The organism is Pragia fontium DSM 5563 = ATCC 49100, assembly GCF_900112475.1.
GTDB lineage: Bacteria > Pseudomonadota > Gammaproteobacteria > Enterobacterales > Enterobacteriaceae > Pragia > Pragia fontium.
The window spans coordinates 153,511-170,847 of record NZ_FOLW01000003.1 but is presented as its reverse complement, the minus strand read 5'-3'; the positions used below and the strand labels follow the sequence as shown (position 1 = coordinate 170,847).

The window sequence follows — 17,337 nt, the reverse complement described above, 5'->3', positions numbered from 1 at the left end:
TTATGAACCAGCTCGAAGCACTAAAACAAGTCACCACGGTAGTGGCTGACAGTGGCGATCTTGACTCTATCCGCCAGTTTTCACCGGAAGATGCCACCACCAATCCCTCTCTGATTCTAAAAGCCGCCGAACTCCCCCAATACCAACACCTTATCGATGCCGCAATTAACGATGCTAAAACACAAGGCGGAGATAAAGCCACGCAGTTAATTAACGCCAGCGATCGGATCGCGGTGTATATCGGCGCAGAAATCGTTAACAGCATTCCCGGCAGAATTTCAACCGAAGTAGATGCTCGCCTGTCGTTTGACCGCGGAATGTGTGTGGCAAAAGCCCGTAAGCTGATTTCTCTTTATCAAAAAGCCGGCATCGATAAATCACGCATATTGATCAAGCTGGCAGCCACCTGGGAAGGGATTCGCGCAGCGGAAGAGCTGGAAAACGAAGGGATTCATTGCAACCTGACCCTGCTTTTCTCATTTGCGCAGGCCAGAGCCTGTGCAGAGGCCGGCGTCTATTTAATTTCACCGTTTGTTGGCCGCATCTATGACTGGTATCAGGCCAATCAGCCTATCACTGATTATCAGGCGGAAACCGATCCTGGCGTGGTTTCCGTTCGTCATATCTACCAATATTATAAACAGCATCGCTACCCTACCGTCATTATGGGAGCCAGCTTCCGACGCACTGAACAAATACTGGCGCTGGCCGGTTGCGATCGCCTGACCATTTCCCCTGCTCTGCTAAAACAGTTACAGGAGAGTAACGGTTCGGTAGCCAGAAAGTTAGCGCCTACCAACGAAGTCCTCAATCCCCCCAGTAAAATGACCGAAGCGGAGTTTCGCTGGCAGTATAATCAGGATCCGATGGCGGTGGATAAATTGGCTGAAGGTATTCGTCTGTTTGCCGCCGATCAGCAAAAGCTGGAAACCATGCTGGCAGCGCGTCTGTCGTCAGATAAGATAAAAATTTAACTTCTTGGGATAAATAAACTGATATAACTATAGCCCTCAATAATAACAAGACGTTTAATTTATCCTGATATCCCTTATTTCAATGGAGTTAATAATGCCTTCTCATAAAGAACTCGCTAACGCTATCCGCGCCCTGAGTATGGATGCGGTGCAAAAGGCCAATTCCGGCCATCCCGGTGCCCCAATGGGCATGGCGGATATCGCCGAAGTGCTGTGGCGCGGTTTCCTGAACCATAATCCAACCAACCCTAACTGGGTGAATCGCGACCGCTTTGTACTTTCCAACGGCCATGGCTCAATGCTGATTTATAGCCTGCTACACCTGACTGGCTATGACCTGTCTATTGATGACCTGAAGCAGTTCCGTCAGCTCCATTCGCGCACCCCGGGCCATCCGGAATACGGCTATGCGCCGGGCGTAGAAACCACTACCGGCCCGCTGGGTCAGGGTATCTGTAATGCGGTGGGTATGGCGATTGCTGAACGTACCTTAGCGGCGCAGTTTAACCGTCCAAACCATGAGATTGTCGACCATTACACTTATACCTTTATGGGTGATGGCTGCATGATGGAAGGGGTTTCCCATGAAGCTTGCTCACTGGCAGCGACCCTGAAGCTGGGCAAACTGATTGCGTTTTATGATGACAACGGTATCTCTATCGACGGACACGTTGAGGGCTGGTTTACCGATGATACGGCGATGCGTTTTGAAGCCTATGGCTGGCACGTGATTCGCGGTATTGATGGTCATGATGCAGACGCTATCCGTCAGGCGGTTGAGCAAGCACAAAAAGAAACCGGCAAGCCTTCTCTGTTAATGTGTAAAACCGTGATTGGCTTCGGTTCACCGAATAAAGCCGGTACTCATGACAGCCATGGCGCACCGTTAGGAGCCGCTGAAGTAGCCGCTACCCGTGAAGCATTAGGCTGGAAATATGAGCCGTTTGTTATTCCTCAGGATATCTATGCCGACTGGGATGCGAAAGCCGCCGGTCAGGCCAAAGAACAGCAGTGGGATAAGCAGTTTGCCGCCTATCAGGCCGCCCATCCAGCTTTAGCCGCTGAGTTTAAACGTCGTGTGAATCATGAACTACCGGCGAACTGGGCCAGCGAAGCGCAGACGTTTATTGAACAGCTTCAGGCTAACCCAGCCAACATTGCCAGCCGTAAAGCCTCACAGAATGCCCTGGAAGCCTTTGGTAAAGTGTTACCGGAATTCCTTGGTGGCTCTGCCGACCTGGCACCCAGCAACCTGACCATGTGGTCGGGCTCGAAGTCAATTGTTGACGACCTGGCGGGTAACTATATCCATTACGGCGTACGTGAGTTTGGTATGTCGGCCATCATGAACGGGATTGCGCTACACGGCGGATTTATTCCTTACGGCGCCACCTTCCTGATGTTTATGGAATATGCCCGTAATGCGGTACGCATGGCAGCGCTGATGAAAATTCGCAGCGTGTTTGTCTATACCCATGACTCCATTGGTCTGGGTGAAGATGGCCCAACGCACCAGCCGGTAGAGCAAATGGCTAGTTTGCGCCTGACGCCAAATATGAGCACCTGGCGTCCGTGTGACCAGGTTGAATCGGCAGTGGCGTGGAAATATGCCATTGAGCATTTAACTGGCCCAAGTGCGCTTATCTTCTCTCGTCAGAATCTGGTTCAACAGCCGCGCACCGCGGAGCAATTGGCGAACGTGGCGCGGGGCGGCTATATCCTGAAGGATTGCGCTGGAGTGCCTGAGCTGATTCTGATTGCCACTGGCTCTGAAGTGAGTCTGGCGGTTGATGCAGCGGCGAAACTGACGGCAGAAGGTCGTCAGGTGCGCGTGGTTTCCATGCCATCAACCGAAGTGTTTGACCGTCAGGATGAGAACTACCGTGAGTCGGTGCTGCCGTCAGCGGTAAGCGCACGCGTGGCCGTGGAAGCGGGTATTGCCGATTTTTGGTTCAAGTATGTGGGCTTAAATGGCCACATCGTGGGCATGCACAGCTTCGGCGAATCTGCACCGGCAGACCAGTTGTTTGCTGAGTTTGGCTTTACGGTGGATAACGTGCTGACGCATGCGCGTGCGTTGTTGAAGTAAGATTGTTTTAACGTGTAATGAGCCCCGATATCAATATCGGGGCTTCTGATTGATAACAAAGTCCTAATATACTCAATCGTAGGGAGAGTTTTACAGGCAACATTCTGTAGCCTGCCCTTCGGGCCAACACTGAGTGTTGTTCAACGCTAAGGCGTTGTCCGTTGGGGTCGTAGCAGCTTTAGCTGCCGACAAATTTGTCAGGAACAAATTTGAACAGCACTCGTGCTGGCCCGTAGGGTGAGACACATGAATGTGTCTCATAACGGCCCCTAAGAAGCCTAGGCCCGACGCCCGTCGAACTCAAAAACATTACCCTCGTCCGTAAGGAAAAGCGAATATTCCAGCGTTCTCTTTACGGACGAAACATTCACTGAATTCAAATTAAATGATTTTAGCTACATCCTAAGCCCTGACAGCCATGTCATACCTTATGTACTTATCAAACGGTACTCATACATCATCGCCCAGCTTTCCCCCATCACCTCAATAACCTCGGTTAATATCTGCCAAATATTGCTCTACGCTATAGGGAGGGATAATATGCATCGATTAGCTTTCAGACCCGACTCTGATGCCTTACTTCAAATAAACAGTATATTTACTCAATCCTATTCAGCGCGTTACGGGAGAAAAAATGAGCCATGGCATCACATTAATGATTGTTGCATTCGGCGGTGCCGTTGGTGCTATCAGCCGTTTTCAAATCACTCATTGGTTTACCCAGTGGTTTGGCAATAATTTTCCCTATGCCACTCTCGCGGTCAACGTCGGTGGTTCACTGATTATGGGGTTACTAATGTCAGCCTTGGCCAATGGTTCATTAATTTCACCCCACTGGCGTCCATTAATTGGCGTTGGTTTTCTCGGGGCGTTAACCACCTTCTCAACCTTTTCATTCGATACGCTGCTTCTGTTTACTCAGGGAGAATGGCTTAAAGCGGTGCTGAATATTTTGCTCAACGTTATCCTGTGTCTGATCGCCGTTGCGGTTGGTTACCAGCTATTACTCAAGGCTCAATAATTTTGGTTTTTTTGGCCTCTATCAATAATGTTTTCTGCTAGTGATGTTATCCTGCCCAACGCTTTTATATAACATCAGTTTTTCTGTAAAGATGTTAAAATAAAGCTCAGAAACGGCGAAAATACTTAATTTCTTCTGTTTCAGCATACTGAACTTTGGTAGAGTGCATTCACCTTTTTGCCCGGTATACAACCAAAACCATAACGGTACACCGGCAAAAATTAACAAAACTGATATTCAAGCCTGAATTTAACCATGGCTTACTCATTTAGCTGTAGATTACTTAGCGTCAAAAGAAGTCTGTGGATGTTCAGGTCATGCGCCATGCCAGATGCAGGTCTTACTTTAGCAAGAGATATCTCTAGCAAACGTTTATTCCCCTCCGGGGCTATATTCCGGTTATACCGATGTTTTAGGAATACGAAATGGATGTAATACACACGCTCTGGCAGGCACTTTGGCATCATGATATTGCCATGTTGACTAACCCCTCTTTAGTCTGGACGTTATACGGCATACTTTTTACCATTCTACTGTTAGAAAACGGTGTCTTACCGGCGGCTTTTTTGCCTGGCGATAGTTTGTTATTGCTGGTAGGCGTGCTGGTTGCCAAGGGTGCCATCAACTATCCGTTAGCCGTTGTGATTCTGACCGCCGGCGCCAGTATTGGTAGCTGGATTGGTTTCCTTCAGGGGCACTGGTTGGGTAACACAAAAGTGGTGCAAAACTGGCTTTCCCACATTCCCTCCCATTATCATCAGCGTGCGCACAATCTGTTTCACCGCCATGGTCTGGCGGCCCTGTTTATCGGCCGTTTTCTGGCGTTTGTCCGCACACTGCTCCCGACCCTTGCTGGCATTTCTGGCCTGAACAGCGGTCGTTTTCAGTTCTTTAACTGGATGAGCGGTTTCCTGTGGGTGGTTATCCTAACCAGTCTGGGCTACGCATTAGGTAGCACAAAAACCTTCGACCGTTATGAAAACGAACTGATGAAAGGTTTGGTGCTTCTGCCCATCGTACTGTTGGTCTTAGGACTAGTGGGTTCTATCATTGTTATTTGGCGTAAAAAGCGGGAATCTAAAGCCAATAAATCCGAATAACCGCTGCCGTTGTAACAACATCAATTTCTCATCACCACCAGCGTAGTTAAAAACTGATTGCGTTGGTGGTTATCTCTTTGACTAGTCAAGATAAATAGCCATCATTTCACACTACCACCGTTAGCCTCGCCAACAAGAACAGCACAATTTCGCCTTTAACAAGCCTCGATTATGGGCTATGTTTATTAACACATTTCGCTAAAATAAAGGATATATCCAAATGGCACAGCAAAAAGAAAGTACTTCTGAATTACTTCGTGAAGAGCTGGAAACACTGGCGGACACTTTGGAAGAACTCCTGCACTCCTCAGGCGATAAACCTAAAGCCGAAATAGATAAATTACGTTCTAAAGCTGAAGGCTTATTAAAAAATACCCGTTCGCGCTTAACGGAAACCAGCGGAAAAATTGTCGATCAAACCAAAGAGATCGCCGATAAAGCCGATAACTATGTACATGAAAAACCTTGGACCGGCGTAGGTATTGGTGCCGCCGTTGGTTTAGTGCTCGGTGTTCTGCTAACGCGCCGTTAATCATGGCCAATTACTCCTCCTCTCAGGGCCCCGGCAAGGGTGCCCTGAGCACCATCCAACGTATTTTTACTTTGCTACACGGCATGGTGCAAACGCGGTTGGAATTACTGGCCGTTGAGCTGGAAGAAGAAAAAGTCCATCTGACTCAGCTCCTGATAATGGTGGGCTTAACGCTGTTGTTCGCCGGTTTCTTCTTAATGGGTCTATTTATTCTGGTCTGTCTGGCCATCGATCCTGCATACCGAGTCTTGGCGCTGTCTGTTATCACCGGCACCTTGTTCCTGCTGACCTTAATCGTCGGTATTTGGACCATGGTAAAAGCTCGACGCGTGACTTTCCTGAAAGAAACACGTACTCAGCTAAAGCTGGATCGCCATGCGCTAAAGGATGAGCAATGAATAAGAAATCACGTGAGTTAAAAAAAGCGTTGCTGGTGGATAAAATTACTCGGCAGCGCACTGAACTGGCTCAACAGTGTGATGCGTGGCTGGAATATACCGCCGATATCGACAGAGGATGGCTCACGCTATTCAAGTATCGCAAAGTTGCCGCCATCGGCGTTGGTGTAGTGGCGGTGGTCAGCCTACGTCATCCGAAAAAACTGATGGTTTGGGGTCGCCGTGCATTCGGTATATGGACAACGGTGAATCTGGTTCGACAGAATCTCAGCGCCAAGTAGTTCATTTCTCGCCCTTTCTAACTTTTCTAATCTCGCTCAACAATCCCACAGTAAAATTGAGGCATTCTGCCGATATCACCCGATAATTTTAGCGAAGAACTCAACAATCTTGATATACCAGCGCTCTTAGCACCTTCTCTTGCTCAATTTTTTTGAATTAATTATGCAATTCTTCTCGCTAACAAGTTTTTGTCAGTTGAACTACGATTACTTCATCGAAACGAAACAATGTTCATTCATGATTATTTCGAATGAATGTATTTATTATCAATTTTGGTTCTGGAGTTAAGAGTAGAAATGAAAAACGTAAATAATCTGGCGATTCTGATTGCTCGTGTTCTTATGCCGATTCTGTTCATCGTTGCCGGTTATGGCAAATTAGGTGATGCGTATGCTGGCACTCAGCAATATATGCAATCTATGGGCGTCCCTGGATTCCTGCTACCACTGACTATTTTACTTGAACTGGGCGGTGGTCTGGCGATATTACTGGGTTTTCTGACCCGTACAACTGCGTTATTTACCGTATTCTTTACTTTAATGACCGCGTTTATCTTCCACATTAACTTTGAACAAGGTGCTAACCAGTTAATGTTTATGAAAAACCTGACCATTGCTGGCGGTTACCTGTTACTGGCTGTCACCGGCCCAGGTGCATGGAGCATCGACGCCCTACTGAAGAAAAAGTGGTAATTCCTTTCTTACCAATGGGCCGTGCACATCCTGCACGGCCCATTGATTTTTAGCACTAATCAGAGCGATAGAGAGTATCGCCATACTTACCGCTCAAACTGAGCTATACCTTTATTACCCACCAACTTATCTGCGGAGGTACATCATGGGACAGTTAGTAAACGGAATCTGGCAGGATGTTTGGTACGATACAAAATCAACTCAGGGTCATTTTAAGCGTACAACGCCGCAGTTTCGCAACTGGATAACGGCGGACGGTCAACCCGGTCCAAGCGGTGACGGTGGTTTTAAGGCTGAGGCTGGCCGTTATCACCTGTATGTTTCTCTGGCCTGCCCGTGGGCTCATCGCACGCTGCTCATGCGTAAGCTAAAAGGTCTGGAACAGATGATCTCTGTTTCCGTGGTACACCCTTTAATGTTGGAACACGGATGGACATTCGCTACTGACTTTGCAGAGGCGACGGGCGATACCCTGTTTGGCTTTGACTATCTCTATCAGGTCTATCTCAAGGCCGCCCCTGATTATACTGGCCGGGTGACGGTTCCTGTGTTGTGGGACAAACAAAAAAATACCATCGTTAGCAACGAATCCTCTGAAATTATTCGCATGCTCAACAACGCATTTGATAGTCTGGGTGCTAAACCTGAAGATTACTATCCTGACGCGCTACGCAGTGAGATCGACAGTCTGAATGACTGGATCTATGCCAATGTTAACAATGGTGTTTATAAAGCAGGCTTTGCTACTGAGCAGCAAGCCTATAGCGAAGAAGTACAGAACGTGTTTCAAGCGCTGGATAAACTGGAAAAAATTCTGAGTCACCAGCGTTACCTGACAGGCAGTCAGCTAACCGAAGCCGACCTGCGGCTCTGGACCACGCTGGTACGTTTTGATCCGGTTTACGTCACCCATTTTAAGTGTGACTATCAGCGCATCAGTGATTATCCAAACCTGTATGGCTTCCTGCGTGATATCTATCAGATGACCGGCATTGCGGAAACCGTGAGTTTCCCACATATCCGCCATCACTATTATTGCAGCCACAAGACGATCAACCCGACCGGCATTATCTCTATCGGGCCAAAGCAAGATCTTAATGCGCCACACGATCGCCGTGACCGCTTCTCTGAGAAATAAGGAGAACCTAATGAGCAATCAACAATATCGTACTATCAGGCAGGTATTTTCTGCGCTGGCCACCGAGGACGGAGCCGGCGTTAGCCTTAAACGTGCGCTGGGCCAAACTGACGGTCAGAGGATGGATCCTTACCTGATGATGGATGTCTTTTTCTCTGACGATCCACAAGATTATATCGCCGGATTTCCCGATCATCCTCACCGCGGCTTTGAAACCATCACCTACATGTTGGAAGGCAATATGCTGCATGAAGACCACGTTGGGCATCGAGGTGAATTAAAAACCGGCGGTATTCAATGGATGACCGCGGGTCGGGGGATTATTCACTCAGAAATGCCCCAACAAATTGATGGTGAAATGCGCGGCTTCCAAATTTGGCTGAATTTGCCGCGCAGCGAGAAAATGAAAGCGCCCAGCTATCAAAATTTCGATGCCGAGCAGTTACCCAATATTTCACTATTGGAGCAGGGTCAAATCATCCTGATTGCTGGTTCTTTAACGCTGGATGGCGATACGTATACCAGCCCGGTTCAGGCGCAAGCGACCCAACCACTGATCGCCGATATTCGACTGGAAGCCCACGGTGAAGTGCATATCCCAATTCCTACCGGTCTTAATGCGCTGCTCTATCTGTTCGAAGGTGAAATTGAAGTTGGCGGCCATACCCTACAGTTTGATCAAACGGCTATTCTCAGCGATGGCGATATGGTTCATCTCAAAGCGGGTATTCTCGGTGGTCGAGTGATGCTGCTGGCAGGTAAACCATTGAATGAACCGATAGTGCAATATGGGCCGTTTGTCATGAACAGCGTGGAAGAGATCCAACAGGCGATTGATGATTACAATAGTGGTAAGTTTATCTCATAGCGCCAAAGTAGGAACGCAATACAACTTCTGAGACGGCTGATAAACCTTTTTTAAAATTGGGTCTTGTGGATATTCCGGTCGTAGCTAATGTTGAGAAAATATCACCATCTCGCACGACCGGGCTGGTGTATTCTCGACTCCGTAATATAACGTCCCCATTTTATCTATCCGACTGACTTCTTCTTCGTCGACCAACCCACGGCAAAAATAATTAATACGCCGCCCAGTAACATGCGTAGTCCAGGTTGTTCGTGGAACAGCATCCACGCCACCAAAATCGCATACACCGGTTCCAAAGCGATTATTAACGCCGCCGTACGGGCATTAATCACTTTCAGACCGTTAATAAAAAAGCTATAGGAGAGTCCGGTACACAATAGCCCCAAACAGGCTATCCATACCCAATCCAGCCACGGCACCAGTGGAATATCGCTAAAGGCAAAAGGAAGTAAACACAGTATCGCCGATAGATTTTCCCACCAGTTAACCTGTACTCCTGACATTTTAGCCGCCACATTACGGTTGCCGATGGTCAGTAAGGCATAGATAAAGCCTGAGGCAATACCCCAAATCAGCCCTTCGGTGGCACGATCAGAAAAATCAAAGCTGGGGGTAACCAACACTAAGCCGAGGGAAACCAAACCAATCAACGTATATTCTGTGCGGGTCAATTGTTCGCGGTATAACACGCTTTCCAATATGGCAACAAAAGCGGGGAAACAGGCAAAACCCAACGTAGCTACCGCGACACCGCCCACTTTGATACCAAGAAAGAAAGTCACCCAGTGCGCCACTAACAACAGGCCCATTGCCATCAGATTAAAAATGCGTTGCATGCTAACGCCATGCCAAGGCATACGGCGCGATTTCACTAACAACAGCGATAATGACAGCAGGGCAAAAAATGCCCGACCAAAGACCAGCACAGCAACGCCGCTCAAAATCAGCTTACCGAAAATACCGGATATGCCGAACAGAAGCGCGGCGATATGTATTTGAATAAGGGCACTACGACGCGTCATAGTCCAACCTGAAATCACTGAAAGACAGGCAGTATACTATGAGCGCGGATCAGGAGAACAGTTTTGGAATCTCACGCAGTAACCATGCTTTGGCTTTACCAATCTGATCCCGTCGCCACGCCATAATAATTTCAACTTCACTACCAGGATCGTTACCAATAATCTTCAGCCTACCCGCCTTTAGATCGTCCTGAATCGCATCAGATGGCATAGAACCAATCCCCAAACCGGCCACCAGCGCTTTGTGTTTATCTTCCAAAGAACTTACCGTCAGTCGGCGCTGTTTTTCCAACACTTTAACCGTCAGAATCGGGCGTTCTTTAGCCGTATCTGCAATCGCCACGCCTCGATACTTCAAGCGAACAGCGTCATCCAGTGGGTTTTCTTCCTGATGAATAGGATGATCCGGGGAAGCAACGTATTGACTGCATACTTTATACAAACTAATAAAATTTATTTCCGCGGACTGGCGCAAATAGCCCGATGGGCCAATAACAATATCGGCTTTTCCCAGCTCCAATTGTTCCCATGCACCGGCCAATACTTCAGTGGTAATCGATAGTTGGGTATCTGACTTCTCTGCCAACCGATTGACCAACGGAAATAGCCGCCAGGCGGAAACCAACACCTCGGTCACCACACTGATATTGGTTTCCCAGCCGCGTGACAAAGCTTCAGCATCCGAGGTGAGCTTATCCGCGGCTTCCAACAGAATACGGCCTCGCTCTAATAATAAACGACCAACGGGGGTAAACTTGGTGCGATGCCCGGAGCGGTCAAACAGCACCACATCGAGCTCCTCTTCCAGCTTTTGCATAGTGTAACTCAATGCCGAAGGCACTCGCCCCAGCTCTTCTGCTGCGGCTGCAAAACTACGACGGCGCTCGATCGCATCCATTACTCTCAACGCCTCAAGCGTTAATGCCCGGTCTTTATTCATATTCTTAGTCGTTAATCTGTTGTTTTTTATTGCTCATAATGGGGATCAGACTAGCTTGTGAATCTATGCTCGTCCAGTGACAATCAAGCCATTGCCGATTTTTTTATACCCTATATCACAGAGAACATGAATAATTTTCATCATCAGTGAAAATTATTCAATTGTCTTTATTCAGCGCAAGTGACAGGATAAAACCATCAATTTAGCCATCTAAACGTCTAAATAAAGCAGGAGTCAATCATGGCAAAATCTTTACCCCCATTTAGAGCGGATACCGTAGGTAGTTTACTGCGTACCCAGCGCTTAAAGCAGGCACGTCAACAATTCGCCAGTAATGAAATTAATGCCGCACAGCTGCGACAAATTGAAAATGAAGAAATTAAAAAAATTGTCGCCAGTCAGGAACACGTTGGCCTGCAAGCAGTCACCGACGGTGAATTTCGCCGAGCATGGTGGCACTTTGATTTCCTTGAAGGTTTAGATGGTGTAGAAGGTATCGACGCTGCCCAAGGCATTCAGTTCAATGGCGTACAAACCAAAGCCCGTAGCATCAAGGTTACCGGCAAGCTTGGGTTCAGCAATCATCCGATGCTGGAAGATTTCCGCTATTTAAAGAGTATTGTTCAACATGCAGTCCCCAAAATGACCATCCCTAGTCCAAGTATGCTGCACTTTCGCGGGGGTCGGGCAGCCATTAACAGTCAGGTTTATCCCGATATTAAAGATTACTTTGCCGACCTTGCCGAAACTTATCGTCAGGCCATTCATGCCTTCTATGATGCCGGCTGCCGCTACTTACAGTTGGACGATACAGTTTGGGCCTACTTCTGCTCAGAACAGCAGCGCCAGCAAATTCGCGAGCGTGGGGAAGATCCTGAGCAGTTAGCGGCGACCTACGCATGGGTGATTAATACCGCGATTAAGGATAAGCCAAGCGATCTCATTATCGGTCTGCACGTTTGCCGGGGTAATTTCCGTTCCACCTGGATTTCAGAAGGCGGTTATGAACCCGTTGCCGAATTATTGTTTGGCAGCGTTAATGTTGATGCCTTCTTCCTTGAATATGACAGCGAACGTGCCGGTGGTTTTGAGCCACTGCGTTTTATTAAGCCTGGGCACCAGCAGGTAGTATTAGGATTAGTCACCACTAAAACCGGCCAACTGGAAAATCCACAAGACGTCAAACGACGGATTCAGGAAGCGGCACAATACGTCGACATCAATCAGCTGTGTCTTAGCCCACAGTGTGGATTTGCCTCAACGGAAGAAGGTAATCTACTAGCGGAAGAAGAGCAGTGGAATAAGCTAAAACTTACGGTTGAAGTGGCGAAAGAGGTTTGGGGGGAATAATTTATATTATCCGACAAGTATTCCAGATCAAAATATCGTCATGCCGTCTTGGTACCAGCCAGGATGGCGACTCCCCAATTCCGGCAATATCTCTGACAATCATAAAAAAACCATAAAATGCCCCTTTCTACCTCGGCCAGTTAGCACTTTATGCTAAGGTAGAACTAGGTTCATTAGGCGGTTTAGGGTAGAATTTCAGGTCTACACAGAGAATAAATCCTGTTTTACTCTAATAACCAAGAAAACACCGCCACCTCAAACGGGCGTACCGTACACCGTTTGGTATCTATCTGTCCCTGAGACATGGTTATTAGTCTAAATTTTAGGCTATTATTTATTATGCCCGGTGTTAACTCAATACACTCAACAATAATGATAACGACGATATATCTGATATGAAGAAACAATCTATTATTACGCTACTATTTATTATCGTTGTCGTTGCATTGGCTATATTATTTCGCGCCCATAACCAATATATCCTCTTACAGGGTGAGGTGGATGCTCCAGAGGTATTAGTGACCTCTAAAGCGAAAGGGCGAATAATAGAGCGCTATGTTGAACGCGGCGATGATGTCAAAACCGGTCAGCTACTGATGAAGCTCGACAGCCCGGAGCTGGATGCACAGGTCAAATCGCTGGAAGCCGCCCGCGATCAGGCGAAAGCACGCTTAGAAGAGTCGATGCACGGTACCCGTGAAGAAAGCATTCGCAACCTCAAAGCCGCCTTGGCGCAAGCGGAAGCCTCATATCAAAATGCCGAGAAAGATTACCGTCGTAACCTCAGCATGGCACCTAAAGGCTATGTTTCTGCTTCGATGCTGGATTCATCATTAAAAGCCCGAGACACTGCGCTTCAACAGGTCAACTCCGCTCGTGCCCAGTTAGATCAAGCGGTGCACGGCGATCGTTCCGAACAGCGCGATGCATTTGTTGCCGCGCTCCATCAAGCGGAACAGAATCTGGCTCAGGTGAAAGTCCAACAGGATGACTTACTGGTTAAGGCACCGGTTGATGGTGAAGTGGGTACCATTCCAGCCGAACAGGGAGAGCTATTAAACGCCTCCAGCCCGTTACTGACCATTATTCGGCTACCTGACGCTTACTTTGTCTATAACCTGCGAGAAGATATTCTGGCTCACGTTCGTAAAGGCGATAAAGTGAAATTGCAGGTTCCGGCACTGAATAATCAACAGCTTGAAGCCGAAGTTCGGTTTATTGCTCCAATGGGCGATTTCGCTACTAAACGCGCGACTCGCGCAACCGGCGATTTTGATTTAAAAACTTTTGAAGTGCGGCTTTACCCGATTAAACCGGTTGAAGGGCTTCGTCCTGGAATGAGCACCTTATGGAAATGGGAAGACTAAAAGCCGGCTGGCGCTGTTTTAACCGCTCATTTAACGTTGAAGCGAAAGCGGGATCGCGCAGCATTGTTCTGCACTGGCTAACGTGGATTTTTCCACTGCTGCTGTTTACCTTGATCAGCGCTAACTTTTCTGCCGGTACATTACTGGAACTTCCGATTGCCGCTATCGATCACGATCACACCACGCTATCGAGAAAAATCATCCGCAATTTGGATGCCGGTTCGCACGCGCAGGTCAATATCTATCAAGACGGAATAGAACAAGCGTTAATCGATCTGCGTTCGGCTAAAATCTATGCCTTACTGTATATCCCCCATAACTTTGAGGCGGACGTTCTCGCGGGTCGTCAACCCAGTCCGGTTCTTTATTATAATGGGTTATTCTACGGCGCAGGCCTGTATTCAACTCAGGACTATCCCGGTCTGATATCTGAGCTTAATCAAACCTACTCACAAATTCTGGCGACCGCAATCGGTCACCCGCTTCCCCCACTGGCTCAGGTGAACCTTTCGTATGAAAGCCTGTTTAACGCCAGCGGTAATTTCATCTATTATCAACTGTTTGCGGCAACTATCCATCTGCTGCAACTGTTCGTTGTAACCTGTACCATTTATGTACTTAGCCGTCGTAAAATGCTGCTTAAAGCTAAACCCTTTAGTCTAGCGCTGATGGGCAAACTTGCCCCCTATACCATTGGTTACACCATTTTGTTGATGGTGGAAATTGCTGCACTGGTTATCTATTCCGGGGCTCGGGTTAACGGTAATCCGCTGTTTATGCTGGCCATTGGTTTTTGCTATGTGATGGCGGCGCAAAGTATCGGCCTGTTACTGTTTACCTTTACCAAAGATATCATTACCGCCTATACCTTGATCGGTCTGCTGGTGGGGATTGCCATGACTTATTCAGGCATTGCAGTGCCCGAGCTTTCGATGCCCCTTGCCGCCCAAATCATCGCAAATATTGAACCCCTGACCCATGCGCTATACGCCCTGTTTGATATTTTCCTGCGCGGTATTTCCGCAACTTCAGTGCTGTATGTCTGTGGATTGTTAGTGCTTTATCCGCTGGCAACCGCTTTTCTGGTGCGTAAACGGTTACCGCTACGGCTGCACGGTGAGGATATTCGCTGATGATGAAAGCCTATTTCCGCGGGTTTATGATGATCACCACCCGGATGTTAGAGAAGCCATTATGGATGATGCTGCTCTGCTCCCTGTGCATTATGAGCCTGGTTTATGCTAATCACTCGGTCTGGGATTTACCGGTAGCCGTAATCGATCAGGATCACAGCTCCGCCAGCAGAATGATGACCCGTAGTTTGGATGCCAGCTCAAAAATCGCGGTTAAAACCTATAACACCGTGGAAGAAGCACAGCAAGATTTGGTTGGTCGTAAACTGTTTGCCGTGGTGGTGTTACCCCACAACATGGAAAAACGTATTCTCCATGGAGAAAATGTCACCATACCGGCCTATGGTGATGCCACCAGTCGACTGGCTAACGGCCAAATAGAAATGGATATTCTGGCAGCCTACCGCACCATGCTCTTGTCCTACAATCAAGAGCTGATGATGAACAATGGCTTTACGCCGACTCAAATTGACAAAATTCTGTCACCGATTAAAGCCCAAACCGTCGATTTATTTAACCCGGGGATCAGCTTTGCCGCCATCACATTCCCGGGTCTGATGGTGATGCTACTCCAGCACTCCCTGTTAATTGCCGGTACGCGAACCAGCATCGTGTTGCATTCTTTACCACAGGGTAAACCGCCCCTACCTGTCTACCTTGGCTGCCTGTCAGCGTTAATTCCTATCTGGCTATTTTTATCGGTTGTGTTATTCGTGGTCTGGCCGATGCTGCTGGGCTACCGACAGACGGCCCCCATACCAGAAATATTACTGCTCACCTTTCCATTTATTTTAGCCACCCTTGGCTTTGCCAAGTTGATTACTGAATGTTTACGTAATGTTGAGTTGATCTATCTGACGCTGGCGATGGTCACCACCCCAGTGTTCTATATTTCCGGTACTATTTGGCCGCTACAATCCATGCCAGCTTGGGTGAGATTTATCTCTCATTTACTGCCCTCCACCTGGGCGACTAAAGCCATTGCCAGCGTCAACCAAATGGGATTATCGATTAGCGAAGTTGGCTTTGAAGTGATGATGCTCTTGGTACTGGGTGTGGTTTATGCCAGTTTAGGTTTGCTTGTTGCTGCATTGAGAGATGGGCATTTGAGAAGATTTATCAGTGCCAGAAGACATCGCCGTCATACTGCTCCCTGATAGTTAGCTATATGCTTGTCAGTTACGTTTAATGGTAGCGAACGTTTCGTCCACTATCAGTAAATCAACGTGGGGCACGTGGCCGAGTAAAGGGCTTTAGGGCGAGATCCCCGCTTTCGCGGGGATGACAGCACAGGCAGATGAATATCTCATCGTCATTCTGGTGACGGAAGAGGGCTCTTGATGATACCTATGTTGTCATCCCTACATTTATACCGTCATATTTTGGCACTTTAGATGCCGTAAAGTCGGGGCGTCCATCTCATTATCCATGCTGCTCATACAGCCTTATTGGCTACGTCGGCTGAATTCCAGCGCTCAATAGAAAGAGCAAAAGATAAAACACATTAATCGTCAGCAATCCCTCGATCACATCCCTCTCAATTGCATCACCGCAGGATCTTTCTCCGGCACGGACACCTCAATACTATGGGCAGAATTCCGACCAATATAAGGCTCGGCAGCCACCAGCATATAAGGGAACATATAGCGTAAATCGTCATTATCATTATGGCTGATAATCATGACATCCCACAGTGGCTTAACCGTTTTATCTTTAGCGTAAACCACCGCATCAATTGCTTGTAGGCGTACCAGTTTTTTATAGATAATCGACTGGTAAACCATCGGTTGATAGACCGGATAACCTAGTATCGGATAGGGATGATGGCCGAAACGGGTATCGTAAAATGGCCCAACATTTGGGTAAACGGGCACATTCACAATATCAGTTCGGGTTTGCGGTGCGCTAAGCCGATAGCTTAAGGACACCAGAATCTGGGCATCTTTACTGTTCTGCGCCTGCACATACCCTTGTTGATTCAACACAGCAGTCACTTGACGAGCATATTCGGCAAACTGTAAGTCATCATTAGTCGCCTGATATTTATCAGACACGATGGCAAACTTTTTATATTGTGTGGAATCATCACCGGCGGCAATCGCGCTAACCTGGATATTTTCCGTATGAGCACAGCCGGATAGAACACCAACCAAGAGTAGAGTGAACATCATTTGCCAACGCATAGCTACGCTCCTAACTTATTAACTTCTAATATGAAGTATGGCAGCTAAATACAATATTAGTTCGGTAAAAAGCAATATTTGTTTAATGGCTTAAGTCATGCCACTGACTTAAAAAAACAACAAATCACCGTAAACGTATCTATTTATAATTACTTGTTTTTCTATTCTTTAATACTGAAAGCTCAGTGTACATTTCCCCCCTTAGGGGGTGTGCCCAACCTATGGCAACAGTCAACGATTGTTAAAAG

The 17,337-nt window shown here is 47.6% G+C and carries 17 protein-coding genes; 14 read left to right on the top strand and 3 right to left on the bottom strand.

The genetic code is table 11. From position 1 onward, the window contains the following. Positions 1-2 precede the first annotated feature (2 nt). From tal to BMZ28_RS06450, 10 genes are all read left to right on the top strand, one after another. Positions 3-974, top strand: coding sequence for a transaldolase (gene tal / locus BMZ28_RS06500; RefSeq protein ID WP_074821666.1), 972 nt, complete (start codon positions 3-5; stop codon positions 972-974). A 94-nt stretch (positions 975-1,068) separates the two neighbouring features. Then, a complete protein-coding gene (gene tkt, locus BMZ28_RS06495) occupies positions 1,069-3,063 on the top strand; it encodes a transketolase (RefSeq protein ID WP_074821664.1) in 1,995 nt (664 codons plus the stop codon). 634 nt (positions 3,064-3,697) lie between these two features. After that, complete coding sequence (gene crcB, locus BMZ28_RS06490; RefSeq protein ID WP_047781947.1) at positions 3,698-4,084, top strand: fluoride efflux transporter CrcB; 387 nt, start codon at positions 3,698-3,700, stop codon at positions 4,082-4,084. Positions 4,085-4,509: 425 nt separating this feature from the next. Continuing rightward, on the top strand, positions 4,510-5,184 hold the full coding sequence (locus BMZ28_RS06480; RefSeq protein WP_047781949.1) for a DedA family protein: 675 nt from the start codon (positions 4,510-4,512) through the stop codon (positions 5,182-5,184). A gap of 220 nt (positions 5,185-5,404) precedes the next feature. After that, positions 5,405-5,716, top strand: a complete 312-nt coding sequence (locus BMZ28_RS06475; RefSeq protein WP_047781950.1) for an ElaB/YgaM/YqjD family protein — start codon at positions 5,405-5,407, stop codon at positions 5,714-5,716. Positions 5,717-5,718: 2 nt separating this feature from the next. Continuing rightward, a complete protein-coding gene (locus BMZ28_RS06470; RefSeq protein ID WP_047781951.1) occupies positions 5,719-6,114 on the top strand; it encodes a phage holin family protein in 396 nt (131 codons plus the stop codon). After that, positions 6,111-6,395, top strand: a complete 285-nt coding sequence (locus BMZ28_RS06465; protein WP_074821662.1) for a YqjK-like family protein — start codon at positions 6,111-6,113, stop codon at positions 6,393-6,395. The genes BMZ28_RS06470 and BMZ28_RS06465 overlap by 4 nt, the downstream gene beginning before the upstream one ends. Positions 6,396-6,692: 297 nt before the next feature. Further along, on the top strand, positions 6,693-7,088 hold the full coding sequence (locus tag BMZ28_RS06460) for a DoxX family protein (RefSeq protein WP_047781953.1): 396 nt from the start codon (positions 6,693-6,695) through the stop codon (positions 7,086-7,088). Between the two features lie 145 nt (positions 7,089-7,233). After that, complete coding sequence (locus BMZ28_RS06455) at positions 7,234-8,226, top strand: glutathione S-transferase family protein (protein WP_074821659.1); 993 nt, start codon at positions 7,234-7,236, stop codon at positions 8,224-8,226. A 10-nt stretch (positions 8,227-8,236) separates the two neighbouring features. Then, a complete protein-coding gene (locus BMZ28_RS06450) occupies positions 8,237-9,094 on the top strand; it encodes a pirin family protein (RefSeq protein ID WP_047781955.1) in 858 nt (285 codons plus the stop codon). Between the two features lie 164 nt (positions 9,095-9,258). Here the strand turns inward: BMZ28_RS06450 and BMZ28_RS06445 are convergent, their stop codons facing one another. Both BMZ28_RS06445 and BMZ28_RS06440 read right to left on the bottom strand, forming a co-directional pair. Next, complete coding sequence (locus tag BMZ28_RS06445) at positions 9,259-10,116, bottom strand: DMT family transporter (RefSeq protein WP_074821656.1); 858 nt, start codon at positions 10,114-10,116, stop codon at positions 9,259-9,261. A gap of 49 nt (positions 10,117-10,165) precedes the next feature. Then, entirely contained in the window at positions 10,166-11,056 is an 891-nt protein-coding gene (locus BMZ28_RS06440) for a LysR family transcriptional regulator (RefSeq protein WP_047781957.1), read from the bottom strand. A 240-nt stretch (positions 11,057-11,296) separates the two neighbouring features. On the opposite strand from BMZ28_RS06440, the gene BMZ28_RS06435 reads away from it, so the two are divergent. The 4 genes from BMZ28_RS06435 (at position 11,297) to BMZ28_RS06420 (ending at position 16,063) form a co-directional block, all read left to right on the top strand. Next, entirely contained in the window at positions 11,297-12,406 is a 1,110-nt protein-coding gene (locus BMZ28_RS06435) for a cobalamin-independent methionine synthase II family protein (protein WP_074821653.1), read from the top strand. 395 nt (positions 12,407-12,801) lie between these two features. After that, positions 12,802-13,773, top strand: coding sequence for an HlyD family secretion protein (locus BMZ28_RS06430; RefSeq protein WP_074821652.1), 972 nt, complete (start codon positions 12,802-12,804; stop codon positions 13,771-13,773). Further along, complete coding sequence (locus BMZ28_RS06425) at positions 13,755-14,906, top strand: ABC transporter permease (RefSeq protein WP_074821649.1); 1,152 nt, start codon at positions 13,755-13,757, stop codon at positions 14,904-14,906. The genes BMZ28_RS06430 and BMZ28_RS06425 overlap by 19 nt, the downstream gene beginning before the upstream one ends. A 2-nt stretch (positions 14,907-14,908) precedes the next feature. Then, positions 14,909-16,063: an ABC transporter permease gene (locus BMZ28_RS06420; RefSeq protein WP_047782766.1), complete on the top strand. Its 1,155-nt coding sequence runs from the start codon at positions 14,909-14,911 to the stop codon at positions 16,061-16,063. 369 nt (positions 16,064-16,432) lie between these two features. Here the strand turns inward: BMZ28_RS06420 and BMZ28_RS06415 are convergent, their stop codons facing one another. Next, positions 16,433-17,089, bottom strand: coding sequence for a DUF4136 domain-containing protein (locus BMZ28_RS06415; protein WP_074821648.1), 657 nt, complete (start codon positions 17,087-17,089; stop codon positions 16,433-16,435). Positions 17,090-17,337: the final 248 nt, after the last annotated feature.

What these genes read in the sequence shown, in the direction of transcription:
- tal (WP_074821666.1), top strand. Translation starts at nt 3, where the DNA reads ATGAACCAGCTCGAAGCACTAAAACAAGTCACCACGGTAGTGGCTGAC.
- tkt (WP_074821664.1), top strand. Translation starts at nt 1,069, where the DNA reads ATGCCTTCTCATAAAGAACTCGCTAACGCTATCCGCGCCCTGAGTATG.
- crcB (WP_047781947.1), top strand. Translation starts at nt 3,698, where the DNA reads ATGAGCCATGGCATCACATTAATGATTGTTGCATTCGGCGGTGCCGTT.
- BMZ28_RS06480 (WP_047781949.1), top strand. Translation starts at nt 4,510, where the DNA reads ATGGATGTAATACACACGCTCTGGCAGGCACTTTGGCATCATGATATT.
- BMZ28_RS06475 (WP_047781950.1), top strand. Translation starts at nt 5,405, where the DNA reads ATGGCACAGCAAAAAGAAAGTACTTCTGAATTACTTCGTGAAGAGCTG.
- BMZ28_RS06470 (WP_047781951.1), top strand. Translation starts at nt 5,719, where the DNA reads ATGGCCAATTACTCCTCCTCTCAGGGCCCCGGCAAGGGTGCCCTGAGC.
- BMZ28_RS06465 (WP_074821662.1), top strand. Translation starts at nt 6,111, where the DNA reads ATGAATAAGAAATCACGTGAGTTAAAAAAAGCGTTGCTGGTGGATAAA.
- BMZ28_RS06460 (WP_047781953.1), top strand. Translation starts at nt 6,693, where the DNA reads ATGAAAAACGTAAATAATCTGGCGATTCTGATTGCTCGTGTTCTTATG.
- BMZ28_RS06455 (WP_074821659.1), top strand. Translation starts at nt 7,234, where the DNA reads ATGGGACAGTTAGTAAACGGAATCTGGCAGGATGTTTGGTACGATACA.
- BMZ28_RS06450 (WP_047781955.1), top strand. Translation starts at nt 8,237, where the DNA reads ATGAGCAATCAACAATATCGTACTATCAGGCAGGTATTTTCTGCGCTG.
- BMZ28_RS06445 (WP_074821656.1), bottom strand. Translation starts at nt 10,116, where the DNA reads ATGACGCGTCGTAGTGCCCTTATTCAAATACATATCGCCGCGCTTCTG.
- BMZ28_RS06440 (WP_047781957.1), bottom strand. Translation starts at nt 11,056, where the DNA reads ATGAATAAAGACCGGGCATTAACGCTTGAGGCGTTGAGAGTAATGGAT.
- BMZ28_RS06435 (WP_074821653.1), top strand. Translation starts at nt 11,297, where the DNA reads ATGGCAAAATCTTTACCCCCATTTAGAGCGGATACCGTAGGTAGTTTA.
- BMZ28_RS06430 (WP_074821652.1), top strand. Translation starts at nt 12,802, where the DNA reads ATGAAGAAACAATCTATTATTACGCTACTATTTATTATCGTTGTCGTT.
- BMZ28_RS06425 (WP_074821649.1), top strand. Translation starts at nt 13,755, where the DNA reads ATGGAAATGGGAAGACTAAAAGCCGGCTGGCGCTGTTTTAACCGCTCA.
- BMZ28_RS06420 (WP_047782766.1), top strand. Translation starts at nt 14,909, where the DNA reads ATGAAAGCCTATTTCCGCGGGTTTATGATGATCACCACCCGGATGTTA.
- BMZ28_RS06415 (WP_074821648.1), bottom strand. Translation starts at nt 17,089, where the DNA reads ATGCGTTGGCAAATGATGTTCACTCTACTCTTGGTTGGTGTTCTATCC.